The 16,228-nt window shown below is 66.6% G+C and carries 20 protein-coding genes; 14 read left to right on the forward strand and 6 right to left on the reverse strand.

What is annotated here, in order from left to right:
- Nucleotides 1-2 precede the first annotated feature (2 nt).
- From CXY91_RS08025 to dprA, 4 genes are read left to right on the forward strand one after another with little or no spacing between them, the layout of a single operon-like run.
- Entirely contained in the window at nucleotides 3-245 is a 243-nt protein-coding gene (locus CXY91_RS08025; RefSeq protein WP_100960214.1) for a hypothetical protein, read from the forward strand.
- On the forward strand, nucleotides 238-1,542 hold the full coding sequence (gene pyrC, locus CXY91_RS08030; RefSeq protein WP_100960216.1) for a dihydroorotase: 1,305 nt from the start codon (nucleotides 238-240) through the stop codon (nucleotides 1,540-1,542). The genes CXY91_RS08025 and pyrC overlap by 8 nt, the downstream gene beginning before the upstream one ends.
- A 30-nt stretch (nucleotides 1,543-1,572) precedes the next feature.
- Complete coding sequence (plsY, locus tag CXY91_RS08035) at nucleotides 1,573-2,196, forward strand: glycerol-3-phosphate 1-O-acyltransferase PlsY (protein WP_100960217.1); 624 nt, start codon at nucleotides 1,573-1,575, stop codon at nucleotides 2,194-2,196.
- Nucleotides 2,197-3,405, forward strand: a complete 1,209-nt coding sequence (gene dprA, locus CXY91_RS08040) for a DNA-processing protein DprA (RefSeq protein ID WP_100960219.1) — start codon at nucleotides 2,197-2,199, stop codon at nucleotides 3,403-3,405.
- A gap of 18 nt (nucleotides 3,406-3,423) precedes the next feature.
- Here dprA and CXY91_RS08045 read toward each other — a convergent pair whose 3' ends face one another.
- Both CXY91_RS08045 and CXY91_RS30075 read right to left on the reverse strand, forming a co-directional pair.
- Entirely contained in the window at nucleotides 3,424-3,708 is a 285-nt protein-coding gene (locus CXY91_RS08045) for a hypothetical protein (protein ID WP_100960223.1), read from the reverse strand.
- A gap of 70 nt (nucleotides 3,709-3,778) precedes the next feature.
- The gene (locus tag CXY91_RS30075; RefSeq protein ID WP_158673314.1) at nucleotides 3,779-4,096 is read right to left on the reverse strand and encodes a hypothetical protein; all 318 of its coding nucleotides are present in this window, start codon (nucleotides 4,094-4,096) and stop codon (nucleotides 3,779-3,781) included.
- Nucleotides 4,097-4,336: 240 nt separating this feature from the next.
- Between CXY91_RS30075 and CXY91_RS08055 the strand changes: the two genes are divergently transcribed.
- Nucleotides 4,337-4,732, forward strand: coding sequence for a hypothetical protein (locus CXY91_RS08055; protein WP_100960227.1), 396 nt, complete (start codon nucleotides 4,337-4,339; stop codon nucleotides 4,730-4,732).
- 159 nt (nucleotides 4,733-4,891) lie between these two features.
- The gene (locus CXY91_RS08060; protein WP_100960228.1) at nucleotides 4,892-5,254 is read left to right on the forward strand and encodes a DUF5320 domain-containing protein; all 363 of its coding nucleotides are present in this window, start codon (nucleotides 4,892-4,894) and stop codon (nucleotides 5,252-5,254) included.
- Here the strand turns inward: CXY91_RS08060 and ruvX are convergent.
- The 3 genes from ruvX to CXY91_RS08075 form a co-directional block, all read right to left on the reverse strand.
- Nucleotides 5,239-5,748: a Holliday junction resolvase RuvX gene (gene ruvX / locus CXY91_RS08065; protein ID WP_100960230.1), complete on the reverse strand. Its 510-nt coding sequence runs from the start codon at nucleotides 5,746-5,748 to the stop codon at nucleotides 5,239-5,241. The two genes, CXY91_RS08060 and ruvX, sit on opposite strands and share 16 nt — an antisense overlap.
- 50 nt (nucleotides 5,749-5,798) lie before the next feature.
- Nucleotides 5,799-6,776, reverse strand: coding sequence for a tripartite tricarboxylate transporter substrate-binding protein (locus CXY91_RS08070; protein WP_100960826.1), 978 nt, complete (start codon nucleotides 6,774-6,776; stop codon nucleotides 5,799-5,801).
- Nucleotides 6,777-6,976: 200 nt separating this feature from the next.
- Entirely contained in the window at nucleotides 6,977-7,693 is a 717-nt protein-coding gene (locus CXY91_RS08075) for a GntR family transcriptional regulator (RefSeq protein WP_100960232.1), read from the reverse strand.
- Nucleotides 7,694-7,835: 142 nt separating this feature from the next.
- Here CXY91_RS08075 and CXY91_RS08080 point away from each other — a divergent pair, with 142 nt between their 5' ends.
- The 6 genes from CXY91_RS08080 to CXY91_RS08105 all read left to right on the forward strand — a co-directional run bounded on the left by CXY91_RS08080 (nucleotide 7,836) and on the right by CXY91_RS08105 (nucleotide 13,074).
- A complete protein-coding gene (locus CXY91_RS08080) occupies nucleotides 7,836-8,123 on the forward strand; it encodes a UxaA family hydrolase (protein WP_091829257.1) in 288 nt (95 codons plus the stop codon).
- A 202-nt stretch (nucleotides 8,124-8,325) separates the two neighbouring features.
- Nucleotides 8,326-9,477 (forward strand): UxaA family hydrolase, encoded by a 1,152-nt coding sequence (locus CXY91_RS08085; protein ID WP_100960828.1) that lies wholly within the window; start codon nucleotides 8,326-8,328, stop codon nucleotides 9,475-9,477.
- Nucleotides 9,478-9,509: 32 nt separating this feature from the next.
- Complete coding sequence (locus tag CXY91_RS08090) at nucleotides 9,510-10,109, forward strand: GNAT family N-acetyltransferase (RefSeq protein ID WP_158673315.1); 600 nt, start codon at nucleotides 9,510-9,512, stop codon at nucleotides 10,107-10,109.
- Entirely contained in the window at nucleotides 10,106-11,158 is a 1,053-nt protein-coding gene (locus CXY91_RS08095; RefSeq protein WP_100960237.1) for a YeiH family protein, read from the forward strand. Before CXY91_RS08090 ends, CXY91_RS08095 begins: the two co-directional genes overlap by 4 nt.
- A 24-nt stretch (nucleotides 11,159-11,182) precedes the next feature.
- Nucleotides 11,183-12,112: a hydroxyacid dehydrogenase gene (locus CXY91_RS08100; protein WP_100960239.1), complete on the forward strand. Its 930-nt coding sequence runs from the start codon at nucleotides 11,183-11,185 to the stop codon at nucleotides 12,110-12,112.
- Nucleotides 12,109-13,074 carry an Ldh family oxidoreductase gene (locus tag CXY91_RS08105; protein WP_100960241.1) on the forward strand — a complete coding sequence of 322 codons (966 nt, stop codon included), beginning with the start codon at nucleotides 12,109-12,111 and terminating at the stop codon, nucleotides 13,072-13,074. Before CXY91_RS08100 ends, CXY91_RS08105 begins: the two co-directional genes overlap by 4 nt.
- Nucleotides 13,075-13,243: 169 nt before the next feature.
- Here the strand turns inward: CXY91_RS08105 and ade are convergent, their stop codons facing one another.
- Nucleotides 13,244-14,944, reverse strand: a complete 1,701-nt coding sequence (gene ade / locus CXY91_RS08110) for an adenine deaminase (RefSeq protein WP_100960243.1) — start codon at nucleotides 14,942-14,944, stop codon at nucleotides 13,244-13,246.
- Nucleotides 14,945-15,183: 239 nt separating this feature from the next.
- Between ade and CXY91_RS08115 the strand changes: the two genes are divergently transcribed.
- Nucleotides 15,184-15,468 carry a GIY-YIG nuclease family protein gene (locus CXY91_RS08115; RefSeq protein WP_100960245.1) on the forward strand — a complete coding sequence of 95 codons (285 nt, stop codon included), beginning with the start codon at nucleotides 15,184-15,186 and terminating at the stop codon, nucleotides 15,466-15,468.
- 52 nt (nucleotides 15,469-15,520) lie between these two features.
- The gene (locus tag CXY91_RS08120) at nucleotides 15,521-16,219 is read left to right on the forward strand and encodes a metal-dependent hydrolase (RefSeq protein ID WP_100960247.1); all 699 of its coding nucleotides are present in this window, start codon (nucleotides 15,521-15,523) and stop codon (nucleotides 16,217-16,219) included.
- Nucleotides 16,220-16,228: the final 9 nt, after the last annotated feature.

Here is a 16,228-nt window from a genome sequence, read left to right on the forward strand (position 1 = left end):
GGATGGAGCTCTTCTTCGCCTGGCTGCTGCGACAGATGCGCCGGGCAAGGATCGTCTTCGTCGGACTCTATCTCGTGGTCGTGGCCGGCTTCGTCTATGCCGAGCCGCGCTCCGCCTGGACCTGGCTGATCGTTCTCCTCGGTGCGCTTCTGTGCATCGGCATCTGGGGGCTGGTCGGGTTCTGGCATTATGTCTTCACGCAGCGCCGCGAGCGCGAGAATGGGATCGAGCGTAGCGATGGCTGAGAGCAGCGATCTTGCGATCATCGGCGCGCAACTGGTCGACCCGGCCTCCGGCCGCGAGGGCGTCGGCAGCGTCCTGATCCGCGACGGTGTGATCGCCGATGTCCATTGGGGTGGCGATCGTCCGGAGCTGCCCGCCGGCATCCCGGTCGAGGACGGCCAAGGCCTCGTGCTGGCGCCCGGCCTCGTCGATCTGCGCGCCTTCCTCGGCGAGCCCGGCGCCGAATTCCGGGAGACGCTCGGGACTGGCTCGCAAGCCGCCGCGGCCGGCGGCGTCACCACGGTGATCTGCCGTCCGGACACCGATCCGCCGATCGACGATCCCTCCGTCATCGACTTCATCAAGCGCCGTGCCCGCGACAAGGCGATCGTCAATGTCCTGCCCGCTGCGGCCTTGACCAAGGGATTGCACGGCAGGGAGATCACCGAGTTCGGCCTGCTGCTGGAAGCCGGCGCGGTCGCCTTCAGCGACGGCGCCAAGGGCGTGCGCAACCCGCAGGTGATGCGCCGCGCCATGATCTATGCCCGCGACTTCGACGCGCTGTTGATCAACCATGTCGAGGATCCCGATCTGCGCGGCGTCGGCGTGATGAACGAGGGCGAATTCGCCAGCCGCAAGGGCCTGCCGGGCATTCCGCACGAGGCCGAGACGGTGATGCTCGAGCGCGACCTGCGCCTCGCTCGCGCCTCCGGCGCCCGCTACCACGCCGCCATGATCTCCTGCTCGGATTCGCTCGCGCTGATCCGCCGGGCCAAGGAGGACGGGCTTTCCGTCACCTGCGGCGTCTCGATCAACAATCTCTGCCTGAACGAGAACGATGTCGGCGAGTACCGCACCTTCTGCAAGGTCTCGCCGCCGCTGCGGCACGAGGACGAGCGGCTGGCGATGATCGAGGCCGTAGCCGAGGGCCTGGTCGATGTCATCGTCTCCGACCACGACCCGCAGGACGTCGAGACCAAGCGCCAGCCCTTCGCCGAAGCCGCCAATGGCGCGCTCGGCATCGAGACGCTGCTGCCGGCGGCGCTCAGGCTCTATCACGGCGAGCAGGTCGGCCTTGCCTCGCTGTTCGCCGCCCTGTCGAGCCGGCCGGCTGAATTGCTCGGGCTTGGCTGCGGCCGGCTTGCGATCGGCGCACCAGCCGATCTTGCCTTGATCGACATCGACGCGCCCTTCGTCGTCGACAAGCGCAAGCTGAAATCACGCGCCAAGAATTCGCCCTTCGACGAGGCGCGGCTGCAAGGGCTGGTGCGGGCGACCTGGGTCGGTGGCCGGGTAGTATATCGCGGCGAAGCAGCTTAGGGTTGCGGCCGTACGGGCGGGGGAGGTTGCATGGCTGAGGCGTTCGCTTGGGCGTATCCGAGCCCGATAGGGCTCGGCGCGCTTGTCCTCGGCTACCTCCTCGGGTCGATTCCGTTCGGTATCATCCTGACCCGGCTGAGCGGCGGCCCCGACCTGCGCACGATCGGCTCCGGCAATATCGGCGCGACCAATGTCCTGCGCACCGGCAACAAGAAGCTGGCGGCGCTGACGCTGCTCGGGGACATGCTGAAGGGCACGTCGGCGGTCCTGCTCGCCGGCTGGCTGCTCGGCGGCAAGGCGGCTGCGCTCGCCGCCGGCCTCGGCGCCTTCCTCGGCCATCTCTTCCCGGTCTGGCTGCGCTTCAAGGGCGGGAAAGGCGTCGCGACCTTCCTCGGCATCCTGATCGGCTTGAATTGGTCGATCGCGCTGATCTTCGCGGCGGTCTGGCTGAGCATCGCCTATCTCTCCAAGTATTCCTCGCTTTCGGCCCTGATCGCCAGCCTGCTCACGGTGCTGCTGCTCTGGTTCTGGATTCGCGATGCCCAGGCGGCCGGGCTGATGGCGATCCTCGCGCTATTGCTCTGGTTCATGCATCGCGAGAACATCGCGAGGCTGCTCGCCGGCCGCGAGGGCAAGATCGGACAGAAGGGCTGAATGGCGATGGCCGGTTTCGCTCTCGACGATCGGCAACGCCTCGACTGGCTCCGCCTGATCCGCAGCGAGAGCATCGGCCCACGCACCTTCCGCACCCTGGTCAATCGCTTCGGCGGTGCCGCCGGGGCTCTCGAAGCCTTGCCGCAGCTCGGCCGGCAGGCCGGGCGGACGCTTCGGCTGTGCACGCCAGCGGAGGCCGAGCGGGAATTCGAGGCGCTGCACCGGCGTGGTGCCCATCTGATCGCGCTCGGCGAGGCCGCCTATCCCGTGCCGCTGCAGGCGATCGATTCGGCTCCGCCGCTGATCGCGATCGAAGGCGATCCGGCGGTGCTGGGTCGCCCCTGCGTCGCACTTGTCGGCTCGCGCAACGCCTCCGCCGCCGGGCTGAAATTCACCGCGACGCTGGCGCGGGAGCTGGGCGAGGCTGGCTTCGTCGTCGTTTCGGGTCTTGCCCGAGGGATCGACACGTCGGCGCATCAGGCGAGCCTGGAGAGCGGCACGATCGCGGTGCTCGCAGGCGGGCTCGACGAGGTCTATCCACCGCAGAACATCCCGTTGCTGGATCGTATCCGCGGGCGCGGCGCAGCGCTGAGCGAGATGCCGCTCGGCTGGGTGCCGCGCGGGCGCGATTTCCCGAGGCGCAATCGCCTCGTCTCGGGGCTGGCTCTAGGGACGGTGGTCGTCGAGGCCGCGCGCAAATCCGGTTCGCTGATCACCGCCCGCTTCGCCAATGAGCAGGGCCGTCAGGTCTTCGCCGTGCCGGGTTCGCCGCTCGATCCACGGGCCGAGGGTGGCAACCACCTGATTCGCGAAGGCGCGATCCTCTGCGCAGAAACGGCTCATGTCGTCGATGTCCTGGCGCCGATGCTACGGCAGGGCGATCTGTTCGGGTCAGCGCCGATTCTGGCGCGCGAAGAGGCTGGCACGGAACCCCGGAAGGAAGCGCTCTGGGACGAGCTCGATCTGCCGGAGATCCTGCCGGCCCCGAAGCTCGAGCTCGAACGCGAGCCCATCTCGCAGGAGGGGCACGTCGAAGATGCTCCCCGCCGGCGCCTGCTCGACCTGATCGGGGCCACGCCGACGGCGCTGGACGATCTCGTTCGCGCCAGCGGCCAGCCGGTGCGCGAGGTCAGCCGCATCGTGCTGGAACTGGAACTGGAGGGCATGGTGCAGCGCCACGCCGGCGGCGCGCTTTCACGGTCGACCTGACCCCTGGAGGCGGGACGGTCAGCCGGCCGCGTCGCCCCAGCGGCTGCGCTCGCGCACGGCCTCCGCCGCCGCTAGCTCGAGGAAGGTCACCAGCAGGTCAAGCTCGGCGGCGCGAGCCTGGTTGCCAAGTTCGGCGAGCATAGTCGCCGCCTTTACGGCGACGTCGCGCTGCAGGTCGCGTTGACGGGCTCGCTTCTCGACCAAGAGCTGCAAGGCCAGTGCCTCCGGTTCGCCGTGACGGTACAGGCCTTCCGCGGAGAGAAGGGCGCCGCTTGGGCAGGCGATCGTCGGAGAAGCCGGCATCGGACACTCCTGTCAGGTTGCTGAATAATATTAATGCAACCTATAGTTTAATAATCTGCAAAGCCCGGCTTCAAGGTGAACTATCGGGATCGGCCACGTCGCCGAGCTGCAATTGGCAGGTCCGTCGATTGATCGCCGCCTCAAGCCGCGTCATCTCGACGAAATAGGCCAGGCTGCTGAGCTGCGCCGCCCGGGCCATCGCACCGAGCTCGATGGTGATCTCCTCGATATAAGATGCAACCTCCAATTGCATGCGCGCCAGCGCGTCCATGCTGTACGGACCGGGCGAGGCCGAGGCGCTGCGGCCGATGCCGGAAGCTCGAGGCAAGTGATTGTCATCCCGATAGATTTTATCCTCCTTGATTCGCCGCGATGCTGCTTTCCTCATCTCGCCCAACCCTGTGGCCGCACTAATTCGGGAAACGAACCGGCGTTCGACGCAGCTATTCTTGCTACTCGATCTCCAGAAATGCAATCACTGCGTGCAGTTATTTTCTCGAAAGGAACACTTTCCGGATTGCCGGGTTGATTGCCAGTCGCAATTCCGCCGCGATTGGTTCAGACCCGGTTCAACCGGAGCGAGCTAGATCAGGCGTCAAGGCGGGAACCCGCCGAGAAGGAGAATGCCATGTCAGCTTTCGGAAAGAGCCGTTTCCTCGTGACGCTCGCCGTCACCGGCAGCGTTCTGGCGGCAGGCCTGACGCCCGTCATGGCGGGCGAGACCCGCCCGGTCGGCTTCGACAAGAGCCGTCTCGATGCGGCGCAAGTCGACTACTCGCAGTACTATCGTCGCGGCTGGCGGGGCGGCAATCGCGGCGCTGCGGTCGCAGCTGGTGTTGGCCTCGGCCTCCTTGGGGCTGCGGCGATCGCTGCCAGCCGTCCGGACTATGCCGAACCGGTCTATGGCTATGACGACGGCTATTATGACGAGCAGCCGGTTTATGTGGCGCCGCGCCGCTACTACGCGCCGCGTTACTACGCCCCCGACAACATCCGCGACCCGGCCGGCGGCAGCTATCGCTGAACGCCGACCAGGATAAACAGCCTTAATCGATTCTGAACGCCTGGCGCCTAGGCTTGAAGGGCCGCTTCCGTATCATGACGGGGGCGGCCCTTTTCATGGCCTACGGGAGCTCGCGGCTCCGATCCCGGGGCGTTGCCTTGCCGACCTTGGAGAAAAAAGATGAAACCCTCGCTCAAGACACTGCTGTCCGGCTGCGGCGCGGTCGCCCTGGCGGTGCTCTGTTCCGGCGCGGCAACGGCCCAATACTATTCCGATGACGGCTACGGCCGTCGCCGCGGCTATGACCGGGGCTATGACAGCGGGTACGATCAGGGCCGCCGCGACAGGGGCTATGGTCGCGACGATCGCGGTTATGGGCGCGACGACCGCCGTTTTGGCGGCCAGGACGGTGGCGGCTATCGGCGCGGCCCCAATCCCAATAATCCGCTCGCCGGCATGAGCATCGAAGACCAGAAGCGGGCGATCAAGAACCATCGCGACGCGCAGAAGAAGGCGATCAAGCGCGGCTACGTCATTCCGTAGTCGTCCTCCTCCGGCTCGCTCGCATCGGCCGTGAGGCGGCCGAGCCGGTCGAGCGCGCCCTGCAGGATATAGGCGGCGGCCATCTTGTCGACGACGGCCGCGCGCCGGGCGCGCGAGGCATCGGCGTCGAGCAGCGTGCGGGTGACGGCGAGCGTCGACATCCGCTCGTCCCAGAACACGATCGGCAGCGTCGTCAGCGGCGCGAGATTGCGCACGAAGGCGCGGGTCGACTGGACCCGCGGACCTTCCGTTCCATCCATGTTGAGCGGCAGGCCGATCACCAGCCCAGCGATCGCGTGCTTCTCCGCCACCTTCAACAGCGCCGCAGCGTCCTGGCGGAACTTGATGCGCTGGATCGTCTCCAGCGGCGTCGCGATCCGGCGCTCGACATCGGACAGAGCGAGCCCGATCGTCTTAGTGCCGAGATCCAGCCCGAGCAGGCGTGCGTGCTCGGGCAGAGCGACGAAATGATCCAGGGCGACGAGATTGCTCATCTGCCGCCGGTAGCATGGGCCGCCCGCAGAGGCGAGCGGCCCAGCCAACTCTAGTTGGCGTTCTGCGGCGTCAGCCCGGCGGCCTTCAGCGCCGTTCCCCATTTGGCGACCTCGGCGGCGAAGCGCTTGGCATGGGCCTCGCGCGTCCATTCGCTGGCCGGGAAGGCGCTGGTGCCGACGGCCTTGAAGCGCTCGAGCACGACCGGGTCCTTCAAGGCGGCCTGCAGCGCGCCGTTGAGCTTGTCGAGTGCAGCGGTCGGCGTGCCCGTCGGGGCGTAGAGCCCGTGCCAGATCGTCATGTCGATCTCGGTGCCGGCCTCGCGCGAGGTCGGGACGTTCGGCAGCACGCCGAGCCGTTCCGGCGAGGTCACCGCATAGGCGCGGATCTTGTCGGACTGGATCTGCGGCACCGCCGTCGTCGACTGGTCGCAGAGCACGTCGACCTGGCCGCCGACCAGGTCGTTCATCGCCGGCCCGGTGCCGCGATAGGCGACCTGGGCAAGCTTGACGCTCAGGGCCTGCGAGATCAGCACCGCGCACAGATGAGCATTCGACCCGACACCGGCATGGGCAACGGTGAGCTTCTCGGCCTGCTGCTTGGCGTAGGGGAAGAATGACTTGCCATCGACCGGGGGTAGCGCGAGCTTGCCGGCAATTACCATCGGCCCGGTGTTGATGAGCCCGACTGGTGCAAAGGCGGTCTGCGTGTCGTAGCCAAGATTGCTGTAGAGCGCCGGCGCTGCCGCGAGCGCGAGATGGTGGATCAGCAAAGTGTGCCCGTCCGCCTCGGCCGAGACGAGGCGCTTGGCTCCGGCAGTGCCGCCGGCGCCGGCGATGTTCTCGACAATGACCTGCTGGCCAAGCGTGCGGCCCATATGCTCGCCGAGCAGGCGGGCGATAACATCGCTGGGCCCGCCGGCGGCAAAGGGAACGATCAGGGTGATGGGCTTGGTCGGGAAGCCTTGAGCCAGGGCAGGTGCGCCCAGGCCCAGCAGGGCCAGCCCAGCGAGGGCGCTGCGGCGCGTCATGAGGATTCTGCGGATATGCGCGATCATTCGTTTCCTCCAATAGGGCGGCCGCTCTGCGTCGGCTTGGTCGAAATCTCGTGGCTTTTCGGTCCTCGAGTTTGGTTCGCTCGATTTCGAGCGGAACTTTAGAAATGCAGGGCAACAAACTGATCTTGCACCGGTAGATGATCGGTGCTCGCACGAAATCGGGCAGGGACGGTTCAGCGCAGGTCCGACAGGTAGTGAACCTCCTGGGTCAGACACAGGCTGAGCCGGTGCTCGACAGGCGTGCCATCGAGCGACAGGGCGATACGGTCGATCTGCAGGGCCGGTTCGCCAGCCGCAGCTCCCAGCACTGCGGCGTCCTTCGCCGAGAGCGCCACCGCCTTCAGCCGTTCGCGCGCATTGGCGATGGTGATGCCGTAGTGCCCCGCATACAGGCTGTAGAGATTGTTCGGGATCGGCCCGCTCTCCAGCCCCGGGAAGAGGGCTTGCGGCAGGCTGACCGTCTCGACGATCAGCGGCGCACCGTCGAAGGAGCGCTGCCGGCGGATTCGGATGATGGGGGCAGCCTCCTGCAGGTCCAGCGCCGTACGTTCCGCGTCGTCAGCCGGTCCCGTCGTCACCGAGAGCACGACGCTGTCGGGAAAGCGCGGCGCACCCTGGTCCGGCGCCAGCTTGAAGAACTGGAACAGGATGCGGCGCTCGTCATGCTCGGCGACGAAGGTGCCGCGGCCCTGGCGCCGCACGACGAGGTTCTCGGCAGCAAGCTCGTCGAGCGCCTTGCGCACCGTGCCCTGGCTGACGCCGATCTCGGCGGCGAGTTGCCCTTCGCTCGGCAGAACCGCGCCGGGAGCCCAGACGCCATCCATCAGCCGGCGTACGAAGATCGCTTTGACCTGCCGGTAGAGCGGCCGGAAGCCGAGCGTCTCCGGCATATCGGGCTCACGAGGCTGCGCTGTGATTTCGAGCTTGTGCACACTCATATGTCTTATATAAGACTTGGGCGCAGCCGCGTCGAGCCTTATTCGAAAAGGGGTCGCGAAGCGTGGATTACGGGAACGGTCAGGGATATCAGCCATGAGCAAGCCGCATCTGCTGGTGCATGAGAAGAAGGACACGGTCGGCGTCGTCGTCGTCGAGGGCCTGAAGGCCGGAACCGACATGCTCTGTGTCGTCACGCACGACAATTCCGACTTCCGCCTCGCCGCCAAGATGGACATCCCGATCGGCCATAAGGTCGCGCTCAAGGACATCAAGAAGGGCGATACGATCTGGAAATACGGCCAAGACATCGGCAAGGCGATCGCCGATATCGCCAAGGGCGAGCATCTCCACGTCCACAACGTCAAGACCAAGCGCTGGTGAGCGCGGCTCTTCGCCGATCACGTCACGAGGCTCCCGTCCGGTCGAGCCCGCAACCTTTCAGGAAACACCCATGTCCTCCATCGTTGCCAATTTCGACCTCGTCAAAGGCAAGCTCGCCAAGGTGAAGGGCCGCAAAATCGAGGCGCCCGAATTCAAGACGCCCTTCGTCAAGCGCCCGACCGGCCGCAGCCTCGATTCCTTCATGGGCTGGCGCCGCGAGAACGGCCGCGTCGGCGTGCGCAACCACGTGCTGCTACTGCCGCTCGACGACCTCTCCAACGCCGCCTGCGAGGCTGTCGCCAACAATATCAAGGGCACGCTGGCGATCCCGCATGCCTATGGCCGCCTGCAGTTCGGCGAAGACCTCGAGGTCCATTTCCGCACCCTGATCGGCACCGGTTCGAACCCGAACGTCGCGGCGGTGGTCGTCATCGGCATCGAGGATGGCTGGACCAAGCGCGTCGTCGACGGCATCGCCAGGACCGGCAAGCCGGTGGTCGGCTTCGGCATCGAGGGGCATGGCGACATCGCCACCATTGCGAAGGCGTCCTATGTCGCCAAGGAGTTCGTGCAGTGGGCGACCGAGCTGCAGCGCGTGAAATGCGGCATCGAGGAGCTCTGGGTCTCGACCAAGTGCGGTGAATCGGACACCACGACCGGCCTGTCCTCCTGCCCGACCGTCGGCAACATGTACGACAAGTGGATCCCGCGCGGTGTCTACGGCGTCTTCGGCGAGACCTCCGAGATCACCGGGGCCGAGCATCTCTGCAAGGCGCGCGCCGCCACGCCGGAGGTCGGCGAGCGCTGGTACAAGATGTGGAAGGCCTATCAGGACGACGTCATCGAGGCCCACAAGACCGACGACCTCTCCGATTCACAGCCGACCAAGGGCAACATCGCCGGTGGCCTGACCACGATCGAGGAGAAGGCCCTCGGCAACCTCGAGAAGATCGGCCGCGAGTGCAAGTTCATCGATATCCTCGAGCCGGCGCAGGCGCCGGAAAAGGGGCCGGGCCTCTACTACATGGACACCTCCTCGGCCGCGGCCGAATGCGTGACCCTGATGGCGGCGGGCGGCTATGTCGTGCACACCTTTCCGACCGGGCAGGGCAACGTCATCGGCAATCCGATCGTCCCGGTCATCAAGATCACCGGCAACCCGAAGACCATGCGGACCATGCCCGAGCACATCGACGTCGACGTCTCTGGCATCCTGCGCCGTGATCTCACCATCCCGCAGGCCGGTGATGCGTTGATCGAAAACATCGTGCGCACCGCGAATGGCCGCCTCACGGCAGCCGAAGCGCTCGGCCATCGCGAGTTCTCGATGACCAAGCTATACCGCAGCGCCTGAGGAACTGCGTCTCCGGGCGCGACGAGGCAAACGTGTCGGTCAGTATCGCTTCCAGCATCGTTGCACTACATCAGCCGGGGCGGGATGCCTTGCCCGCCTATGTCCGTGCTCTCGAAGCAGGCTGGTCGCCGAACACGATGCGCAACGTCGCGCCGGAGCAGCTCGCAGCGATTGCGGCCGATCCGGACGCCTTCGTCGCCGGGCTCAACCAGCGCGGCGGCACCATCCGCCTGCATGACGGCAGCGAGGTCGCGCGCCTGCCTGACATGATCCGCTGGATCATCGCGACCGACCGGCCGGAGCGGCCCTTCGTCGGCAGCATCAATCTGCGCTGGCAGGAAGATGAATCCGGCAAGCCGGTCACGGAATTGCCGCCGCATGTGCTCGGCCATGTCGGCTATACCATCCTGCCGGACCATGCCGGGCGCGGCTATGCCAGCGCCGCCCTGGCTGCGGTGCTAGTCGAGGCGCGTAGTATTGGCCTGCCATTCCTGAAGATCACCTGTGACGTCGCGAATGCCGCCTCGCGCCGGATCATTGAGAAGGCCGGCGGACGTTTCGTCGAAAGCTTCGTTGCGCCATTATACGGGCCGGAAGAGCGGCTGATGTATCGGATCGACTTGCAATCATGAGCCAAACGGCGACCTTGCGCCTGACGAACGGGCTCGGCCGGCTCGCACCGGGCATCGCCCTGTCGGTGGCGGTGGCGATCGCCTCCGTGCTGGCCGAGCCTATCGTGAAGCAACTCGCCGGCGGGCGCGTCGGCCTCCCGGCCGTCGTCATCGCCCTGGTAATCGGCATGACCTTGCACCCGATCGCCAATACGAAGCGCTTCGAGCCTGGCATGACCTTCTGCGTCAAGAAGCTGCTGCGCTGGGCGATCGCGCTGCTCGGCCTGCGCGTCGCGCTCGGGGACATCGTCGCGCTTGGCCTCGGCACGGCCCTGCTCGTCATCGTCGCCATGACCGCGACGATCGTCGCCGGCTTCGTGCTGGCGCGCCTGCTCGGCCGTGAGCCAGGCGTCGGCGCGCTCGGCGGCGTCGCAACGGCGGTCTGCGGTGCCTCGGCCGCGCTCGCGACCTCGACCGTCGTGCCCGACTACCGCAACAAGGCCGCCGACACCGCCTTCACCGTGATCGCGATGAACGTGCTCTCGACGATCGCGATGCTGGCCTATCCGCTGCTCTGCGCCTGGCTCGGCCTCTCGCAGCAGCAGACCGGCGTGATGCTTGGAGCGACCATCCATGACGTCGCGCAAGTCGTCGGTGCCGGCCAGGCGGTCTCGGACGAGGCGGCGAATGCGGCTGTCATCGTCAAGCTGTTCCGGGTCTTCCTGCTGCTGCCGGCGGTGCTGATCGTCGGCTGGTGGCTGACCCGCCATGGCGAGACCCATGGCGACGCCAAGGTGCCGGTGCCGGTCTTTGCTTTCGTCTTCCTGATCATGTGCCTGATCAACAGCGTGCTGAGCACGCAGGCGGGGCTCGCCGGCATCTACATGCCGATGCGCGATATCCTGCTTGAGATCTCGCGCTGGGGCCTGCTGATCGCCATCGCGGCGCTCGGCCTTGGCACCTCGATCGCGGCGATGGCCCGGCTCGGCTGGCGGCATCTCGCCGTGGTCACCGGCACCAGCCTCGTCATCCTCGTCGTCGCCACGGGCGGGATCATCCTGCTCGGCTGACTGGACTTCACAGCGGAAACAGCCATGACCGAGATCGTCATCACCGAATTCATGGACGAGGCGGCGGTCGCGGCGCTCAAGGCGCGCTACAGCGTGCACCATGACCCGGATCTCTTCGGCAAACCGGACGAGCTCGCGCGGCTGGTCGCCGACATCCCCGCGCTGATCGTGCGCAACCAGACGCAGGTCCGTGGCGAAGTGCTGGCAGCCGCCAAGAACCTGAAAGTCGTCGGGCGGCTCGGCGTCGGACTCGACAATATCGACATGGAAGCCTGCTCGGCGCGCGGCATCAAGGTTTTCCCGGCGACCGGCGCCAACAGCCTGTCGGTGGTCGAGTATGTGATCGGCACCGCGATGACGCTGCTGCGCGGCGCCTATTTTGCCAATGCCGCCATGCTCGCCGGCGAATTTCCCAAGACTAGGCTGATCGGCCGCGAGATCGCCGGCAAGCGCATGGGCCTGGTCGGCTTCGGCGCGATCGCCCGCGATGCGGCGCGGCACGCAAGGGCGCTCGGCATGACCGTCGCGGCCTATGACCCTTATGTTCCCGCTGGCGATGCCTGGCAGGGCATCGAGCAGCTCGAGCTCGACGCTTTGCTGTCGACGTCCGACGTGATCTCGATCCATCTGCCGCTGACGCCTGAGACGCGCGGACTGATCGGCAAGGCCGCCTTCGCCAGGATGAAGCCCGACGCGATCCTGATCAACGCGGCGCGCGGCGGCATCATGGACGAAGCGGCGCTGGTTGCGGCGCTGAAGGACGGGCGCCTTGGCGGCGCGGCGCTCGACGTCTTCGAGCAGGAGCCGCTCAAGGCCGACGGCGCCAATGTCTTCGCGGGCACGCCCAATCTGATCCTGACGCCGCACATCGCCGGCAATACGGTGGAATCGAACGGGCGCGTCTCCGGTCTCGTGGCAGAGCGGGTGATGGCGGCTCTGGAGGGCAGGGCGTGACGAAGCTCTCGCTGGAAGCGGCCGAGCAGAAGGTCGCGGATCTCTTCATCGAGGCCGGCGCCTCTGCCGCCAACGCCGCCTCAGTCGCGCTGGCGCTGGTCATGGCCGAGGCGGACGGGCTCAAGGGCCACGGCCTGTCGCGCGTGCCGACCTACATTTCGATGCTGCGCTCCGGCAAGATCGACGGTCAGGCCGTACCGATCGCGCGCCAGCCCAAGCCCGGCGTGCTGGCGATCGACGCCGCCCACGGCTTCGCCTATCCTGCGATCGACCTCGCCGTGATCGAACTGCCCGAAATCGCGCGCAAGCAAGGCATCGCTGCCGCGCCGATCCGCCGTTCCAATCATTGCGGCGCCGCCGGCCTGCATGTCGAGCGGCTGGCCGAGCAGGGCCTGGTCGCGCTGCTCTTCGCCAACACCCCCGGCGCGATGGCGCCCTGGGGCGGCGCGAAGCCGGTCTTCGGCACCAATCCGATCGCGTTTGCCGCGCCGCTGGCCGGCCGCGAGCCGCTGGTAATCGATATGGCCCTGTCCAAGGTGGCGCGCGGTCCGATCGTCGCGGCCAAGCAGAAGGGCGAGCCGATCCCCGAAGGCTGGGCCCTTGACGCCCAGGGCAAGCCGACGACCGATCCGACAGCGGCGATCGCCGGTACCATGGTGCCGCTCGGCGACGCCAAGGGCGCGACGCTTGCCATGATGGTCGAGATCCTCGCTGCTGCACTGGTCGGCACCCATTTCGCCTTCCAGGCCTCATCCTTCCTCGACGACCAGGGCGGCCCGCCCGACACCGGCCAGCTCATCCTCGCCATCGACCCGGCGAGCATGGGCGGCAACTGGTTCGCCGAGCGCATGCGGATGCTGACGCATGCGATCGAGGAGCAGCCGGGGACGCGGCTGCCTGGCATGCGGCGCTATGCTTTGCGGGCCAAGGCACGGGCGGAGGGCATCGAGGTCGCATTCTAACGATGCCGCGTCCTTCCGGGGGCAGGCCGAAGGGCTGAGCCCGGAACTCATGAACACAGGTCGCTTCCAGAAGGCAGCGGCGCTCGACACGCTTCTTCAGCAGCCTCCGGTGTTCATGGATTCCGGACTCTTTCCTGCGCAAAGCCCCGGAAAGACCGCAGTCTCTCGCTCACACGAAATCGAATCGATCAACATCGACAAGGCCTTTGTCGGTGATCTTGAGATGCGGGATCACCGGCAGGGTCAGGAAGGCGACCTGCAGGAAGGGTTCGGCCAGCACGACGCCGAGCGCCTTCGCAGCCGCGCGCAGGCCTTCCAGCCCATGCCGCACCCTCTCGAAAGGCTGGTCGCTCATCAGCCCGGCGACGGGCAGCGCCAGCTCGGCGACGACCTTGCCGTTGTCCGCCACGGCGAAGCCGCCGCCGGTCTCGATCAGCCGGTTGGCCGCCGCCGCCATCGAGGCCTCGTCGACGCCGACGACGCAGAGATTGTGGCTGTCATGCCCGACCGATGAGGCGATTGCGCCGTGCTTCATGCCGAAGCCATGGACGAAGCCTGAGGCGATGCCGCCATTGCGGCCATGGCGCTCGATCACCGTGACCTTGACGGCATCCTGGTCGAGATCGGGCAAGGCGAGGCCGTCCTGCATCGGCAGGCGCATCGAAAGGCGCTCGGTGATGATGCGGCCGGGCACGACGCCGATCACCGGCGTCTGCCCCTCGCGCGCTTTCACCGCGAAATCCTCCGGCGCGAGCCTGCGGCTGCGGACGCTGGCGAGGCCGACGGGTGCCACGGCCTTCCTGTCGGCGAAAAGCCCGTCCTCGACCAGTCGGCCGCCGGCGAAGACCTGCTTGACGCGACAGGTGGCGAGATCGTCGACCAGCACGATGTCGGCGCGCTTGCCGGGGCCGATGAAGCCACGATCGAACAGGCCGAAGTTCCGTGCCGCCGACAGGCTCGCGGTGCGATAGGTCGCGAGGATGTCGGCGCCATGCGCGATCGCGGTGCGGATCATGTAGTCGAGATGGCCTTCCTCGGCGATGTCCAGCGGGTTGCGGTCGTCGGTGCAGAAGGCGAGGAAGGGCGAAGCGTCGCGCGTGATCAGCGGGATCAGCGCATGCAAATCCTTCGAGACCGAGCCCTCGCGGATCAGGATGGCCATGCCCTTGCCGAGCTTTTCGCGCGCTTCGTCGGCGGTCGTAGTCTCGTGGTCGGTGCGAATGCCGGCGGAGAGATAGCCGTTGAGGTCGAGCCCGCGCACCAGCGGCGCATGGCCGTCGATATGCCGGTGCGAAAAGGCTTCCAGCTTGGCGAGGCAGCCGGGATCGCGATGGAGGACGCCGGGGAAGTTCATGAACTCGGCGAGGCCGATCACCTTGGGATGATCGATGAACGGGGTGAGATCGGCCGCTTCCAGCGCAGCGCCCGCCGTCTCCAGATGCGTCGCCGGCACGCAGCTCGAGAGCTGGACGCGTAGATCCATCCGCATCGCCTGCGCGCATTCGAGGAAATAGCGGATGCCCTCGGCGCCGAGCACATTGGAGATCTCGTGCGGGTCGCAGATCGCGGTGGTGACACCGTGCGGCAGGACGCAGCGCTCGAATTCGAGTGGCGTCACCAGCGAGGATTCGACATGGAGATGCGTGTCGATGAAGCCGGGCACCGCGATCAGGCCGGAGGCATCGAAGCTCGCCTTGCCCTCATAGCGGCCATGGCTTCCGACGATCGTGTCGCCGCAAAGCGCGATGTCGGTCGGGGTGAGGTCGCCCGTGACGAGGTCGAAAAGCCGGGCGCCGCGAATGACGAGATCGGCCGGCTCGTCGCCCCGTCCTTGCGCGATCCGGCGGGCGAGGGTGGCTGCGTCGGTCATAGGCGTGAGCTCCGGGTTTGCTGGGAGAGCCTGCACGCGCCTTGCATCGCTGTCGACGTGATGACGTACGAACATGCGTGTCGTCCCGGGCCAGCGGCGTAGCCGCGCCGACCCGGGACCCATTCCGGAACAGTGCAAAACAATCGGGACATTTTCGCATCCTATCCTGGACCGTTCCGGAATGGGTCCCGGGTCTACGCTTCGCTTCGCCCGGGACGACAGTGCGTTATGGTTCTGCAATGTGGGTATATCTTCTAGCGAGCAAGAAGGGCGGAACGCTCTATGTCGGCGTGACCAATTCGCTGTCGCGCCGCATTCTGGAGCACCGCGAAGGACGGGGTTCCGAATTTGCCAGGCGTCATGGTGCTCTACGGCTCGTATACGCGGAACAATTCGACGATGCGCGGGAGGCGATCGCTCACGAAAAGCGGATCAAGCATTGGCACCGCGCCTGGAAGATCGCGCTGATCGAACGCGCCAATCCCGACTGGAACGATCTCTATCCGACCACACATCTCGATTGAGCCGCCCAGCCCGGCTATATGCCTGCCACGCAGCCTTTTCGCGGAGACCATCATGCAGCTCACCTGGTTCGGCCATTCGGCGTTTCGGCTCGACCTGCCCGGCGCCTCGGTCCTGATCGATCCGTTCTTCACCGGCAATCCGGCTTTCGAGGGCGATGCCGCAGTGGCCGGCAAGGGCGTCAGCCATATCGTCATCACCCACGGCCATGGCGACCATGTCGGCGACACGCTCGCCATCGCCGCCGCGAACGACGCCACGGTGATCACCAATTACGACCTCTGCATGCACCTCGCCTCGAAGGGGCTGAAGACGTTCCAGCCGATGAACACAGGCGGCACTGTCGATCTCGGCGCTTTCTCGGTGACCCTGGTCCGCGCCGATCATTCGGCAGGCATGGGCGAAGCGGGGGTGGCCGTCCCGGTTGGCAACGCCAATGGCGCGATCATCAAGACGCCTGGCGAGAAGACGCTCTGGCACATGGGCGACACCGATATCTTCTCGGACATGGCCCTCCTCGCCGAGATCCACGGCGTCGAGGCCTGCATCTGTCCGATCGGCGATCGCTTCACCATGGGCGCCAGGACCGCGGCGCTGGCGATGACCCGCTTCGTCAAGCCCAAGCTCGCCATCCCCTGCCACTACGGCTCCTTCCCGATCATCGCCCAGGATGCAGCAGTCTTCGTCGAAGGGCTGAAGGGCAGCGGCATCGAGGCGCTGGTGCCGGAGAAGGGCAAGGCGGTCACGGTCTGACGCCGGAGC

It is taken from the genome of Allobosea sp. FBZP-16, from assembly GCF_002831785.1.
Taxonomy (GTDB): Bacteria; Pseudomonadota; Alphaproteobacteria; order Rhizobiales; family Beijerinckiaceae; genus Allobosea; species Allobosea lupini.

What these genes read in the sequence shown, in the direction of transcription:
- CXY91_RS08025 (WP_100960214.1), top strand. Translation starts at nt 3, where the DNA reads ATGGAGCTCTTCTTCGCCTGGCTGCTGCGACAGATGCGCCGGGCAAGG.
- pyrC (WP_100960216.1), top strand. Translation starts at nt 238, where the DNA reads ATGGCTGAGAGCAGCGATCTTGCGATCATCGGCGCGCAACTGGTCGAC.
- plsY (WP_100960217.1), top strand. Translation starts at nt 1,573, where the DNA reads ATGGCTGAGGCGTTCGCTTGGGCGTATCCGAGCCCGATAGGGCTCGGC.
- dprA (WP_100960219.1), top strand. Translation starts at nt 2,197, where the DNA reads ATGGCGATGGCCGGTTTCGCTCTCGACGATCGGCAACGCCTCGACTGG.
- CXY91_RS08045 (WP_100960223.1), bottom strand. Translation starts at nt 3,708, where the DNA reads ATGCCGGCTTCTCCGACGATCGCCTGCCCAAGCGGCGCCCTTCTCTCC.
- CXY91_RS30075 (WP_158673314.1), bottom strand. Translation starts at nt 4,096, where the DNA reads ATGAGGAAAGCAGCATCGCGGCGAATCAAGGAGGATAAAATCTATCGG.
- CXY91_RS08055 (WP_100960227.1), top strand. Translation starts at nt 4,337, where the DNA reads ATGTCAGCTTTCGGAAAGAGCCGTTTCCTCGTGACGCTCGCCGTCACC.
- CXY91_RS08060 (WP_100960228.1), top strand. Translation starts at nt 4,892, where the DNA reads ATGAAACCCTCGCTCAAGACACTGCTGTCCGGCTGCGGCGCGGTCGCC.
- ruvX (WP_100960230.1), bottom strand. Translation starts at nt 5,748, where the DNA reads ATGAGCAATCTCGTCGCCCTGGATCATTTCGTCGCTCTGCCCGAGCAC.
- CXY91_RS08070 (WP_100960826.1), bottom strand. Translation starts at nt 6,776, where the DNA reads ATGACGCGCCGCAGCGCCCTCGCTGGGCTGGCCCTGCTGGGCCTGGGC.
- CXY91_RS08075 (WP_100960232.1), bottom strand. Translation starts at nt 7,693, where the DNA reads ATGCCGGAGACGCTCGGCTTCCGGCCGCTCTACCGGCAGGTCAAAGCG.
- CXY91_RS08080 (WP_091829257.1), top strand. Translation starts at nt 7,836, where the DNA reads ATGAGCAAGCCGCATCTGCTGGTGCATGAGAAGAAGGACACGGTCGGC.
- CXY91_RS08085 (WP_100960828.1), top strand. Translation starts at nt 8,326, where the DNA reads ATGGGCTGGCGCCGCGAGAACGGCCGCGTCGGCGTGCGCAACCACGTG.
- CXY91_RS08095 (WP_100960237.1), top strand. Translation starts at nt 10,106, where the DNA reads ATGAGCCAAACGGCGACCTTGCGCCTGACGAACGGGCTCGGCCGGCTC.
- CXY91_RS08100 (WP_100960239.1), top strand. Translation starts at nt 11,183, where the DNA reads ATGACCGAGATCGTCATCACCGAATTCATGGACGAGGCGGCGGTCGCG.
- ade (WP_100960243.1), bottom strand. Translation starts at nt 14,944, where the DNA reads ATGACCGACGCAGCCACCCTCGCCCGCCGGATCGCGCAAGGACGGGGC.
- CXY91_RS08115 (WP_100960245.1), top strand. Translation starts at nt 15,184, where the DNA reads ATGTGGGTATATCTTCTAGCGAGCAAGAAGGGCGGAACGCTCTATGTC.
- CXY91_RS08120 (WP_100960247.1), top strand. Translation starts at nt 15,521, where the DNA reads ATGCAGCTCACCTGGTTCGGCCATTCGGCGTTTCGGCTCGACCTGCCC.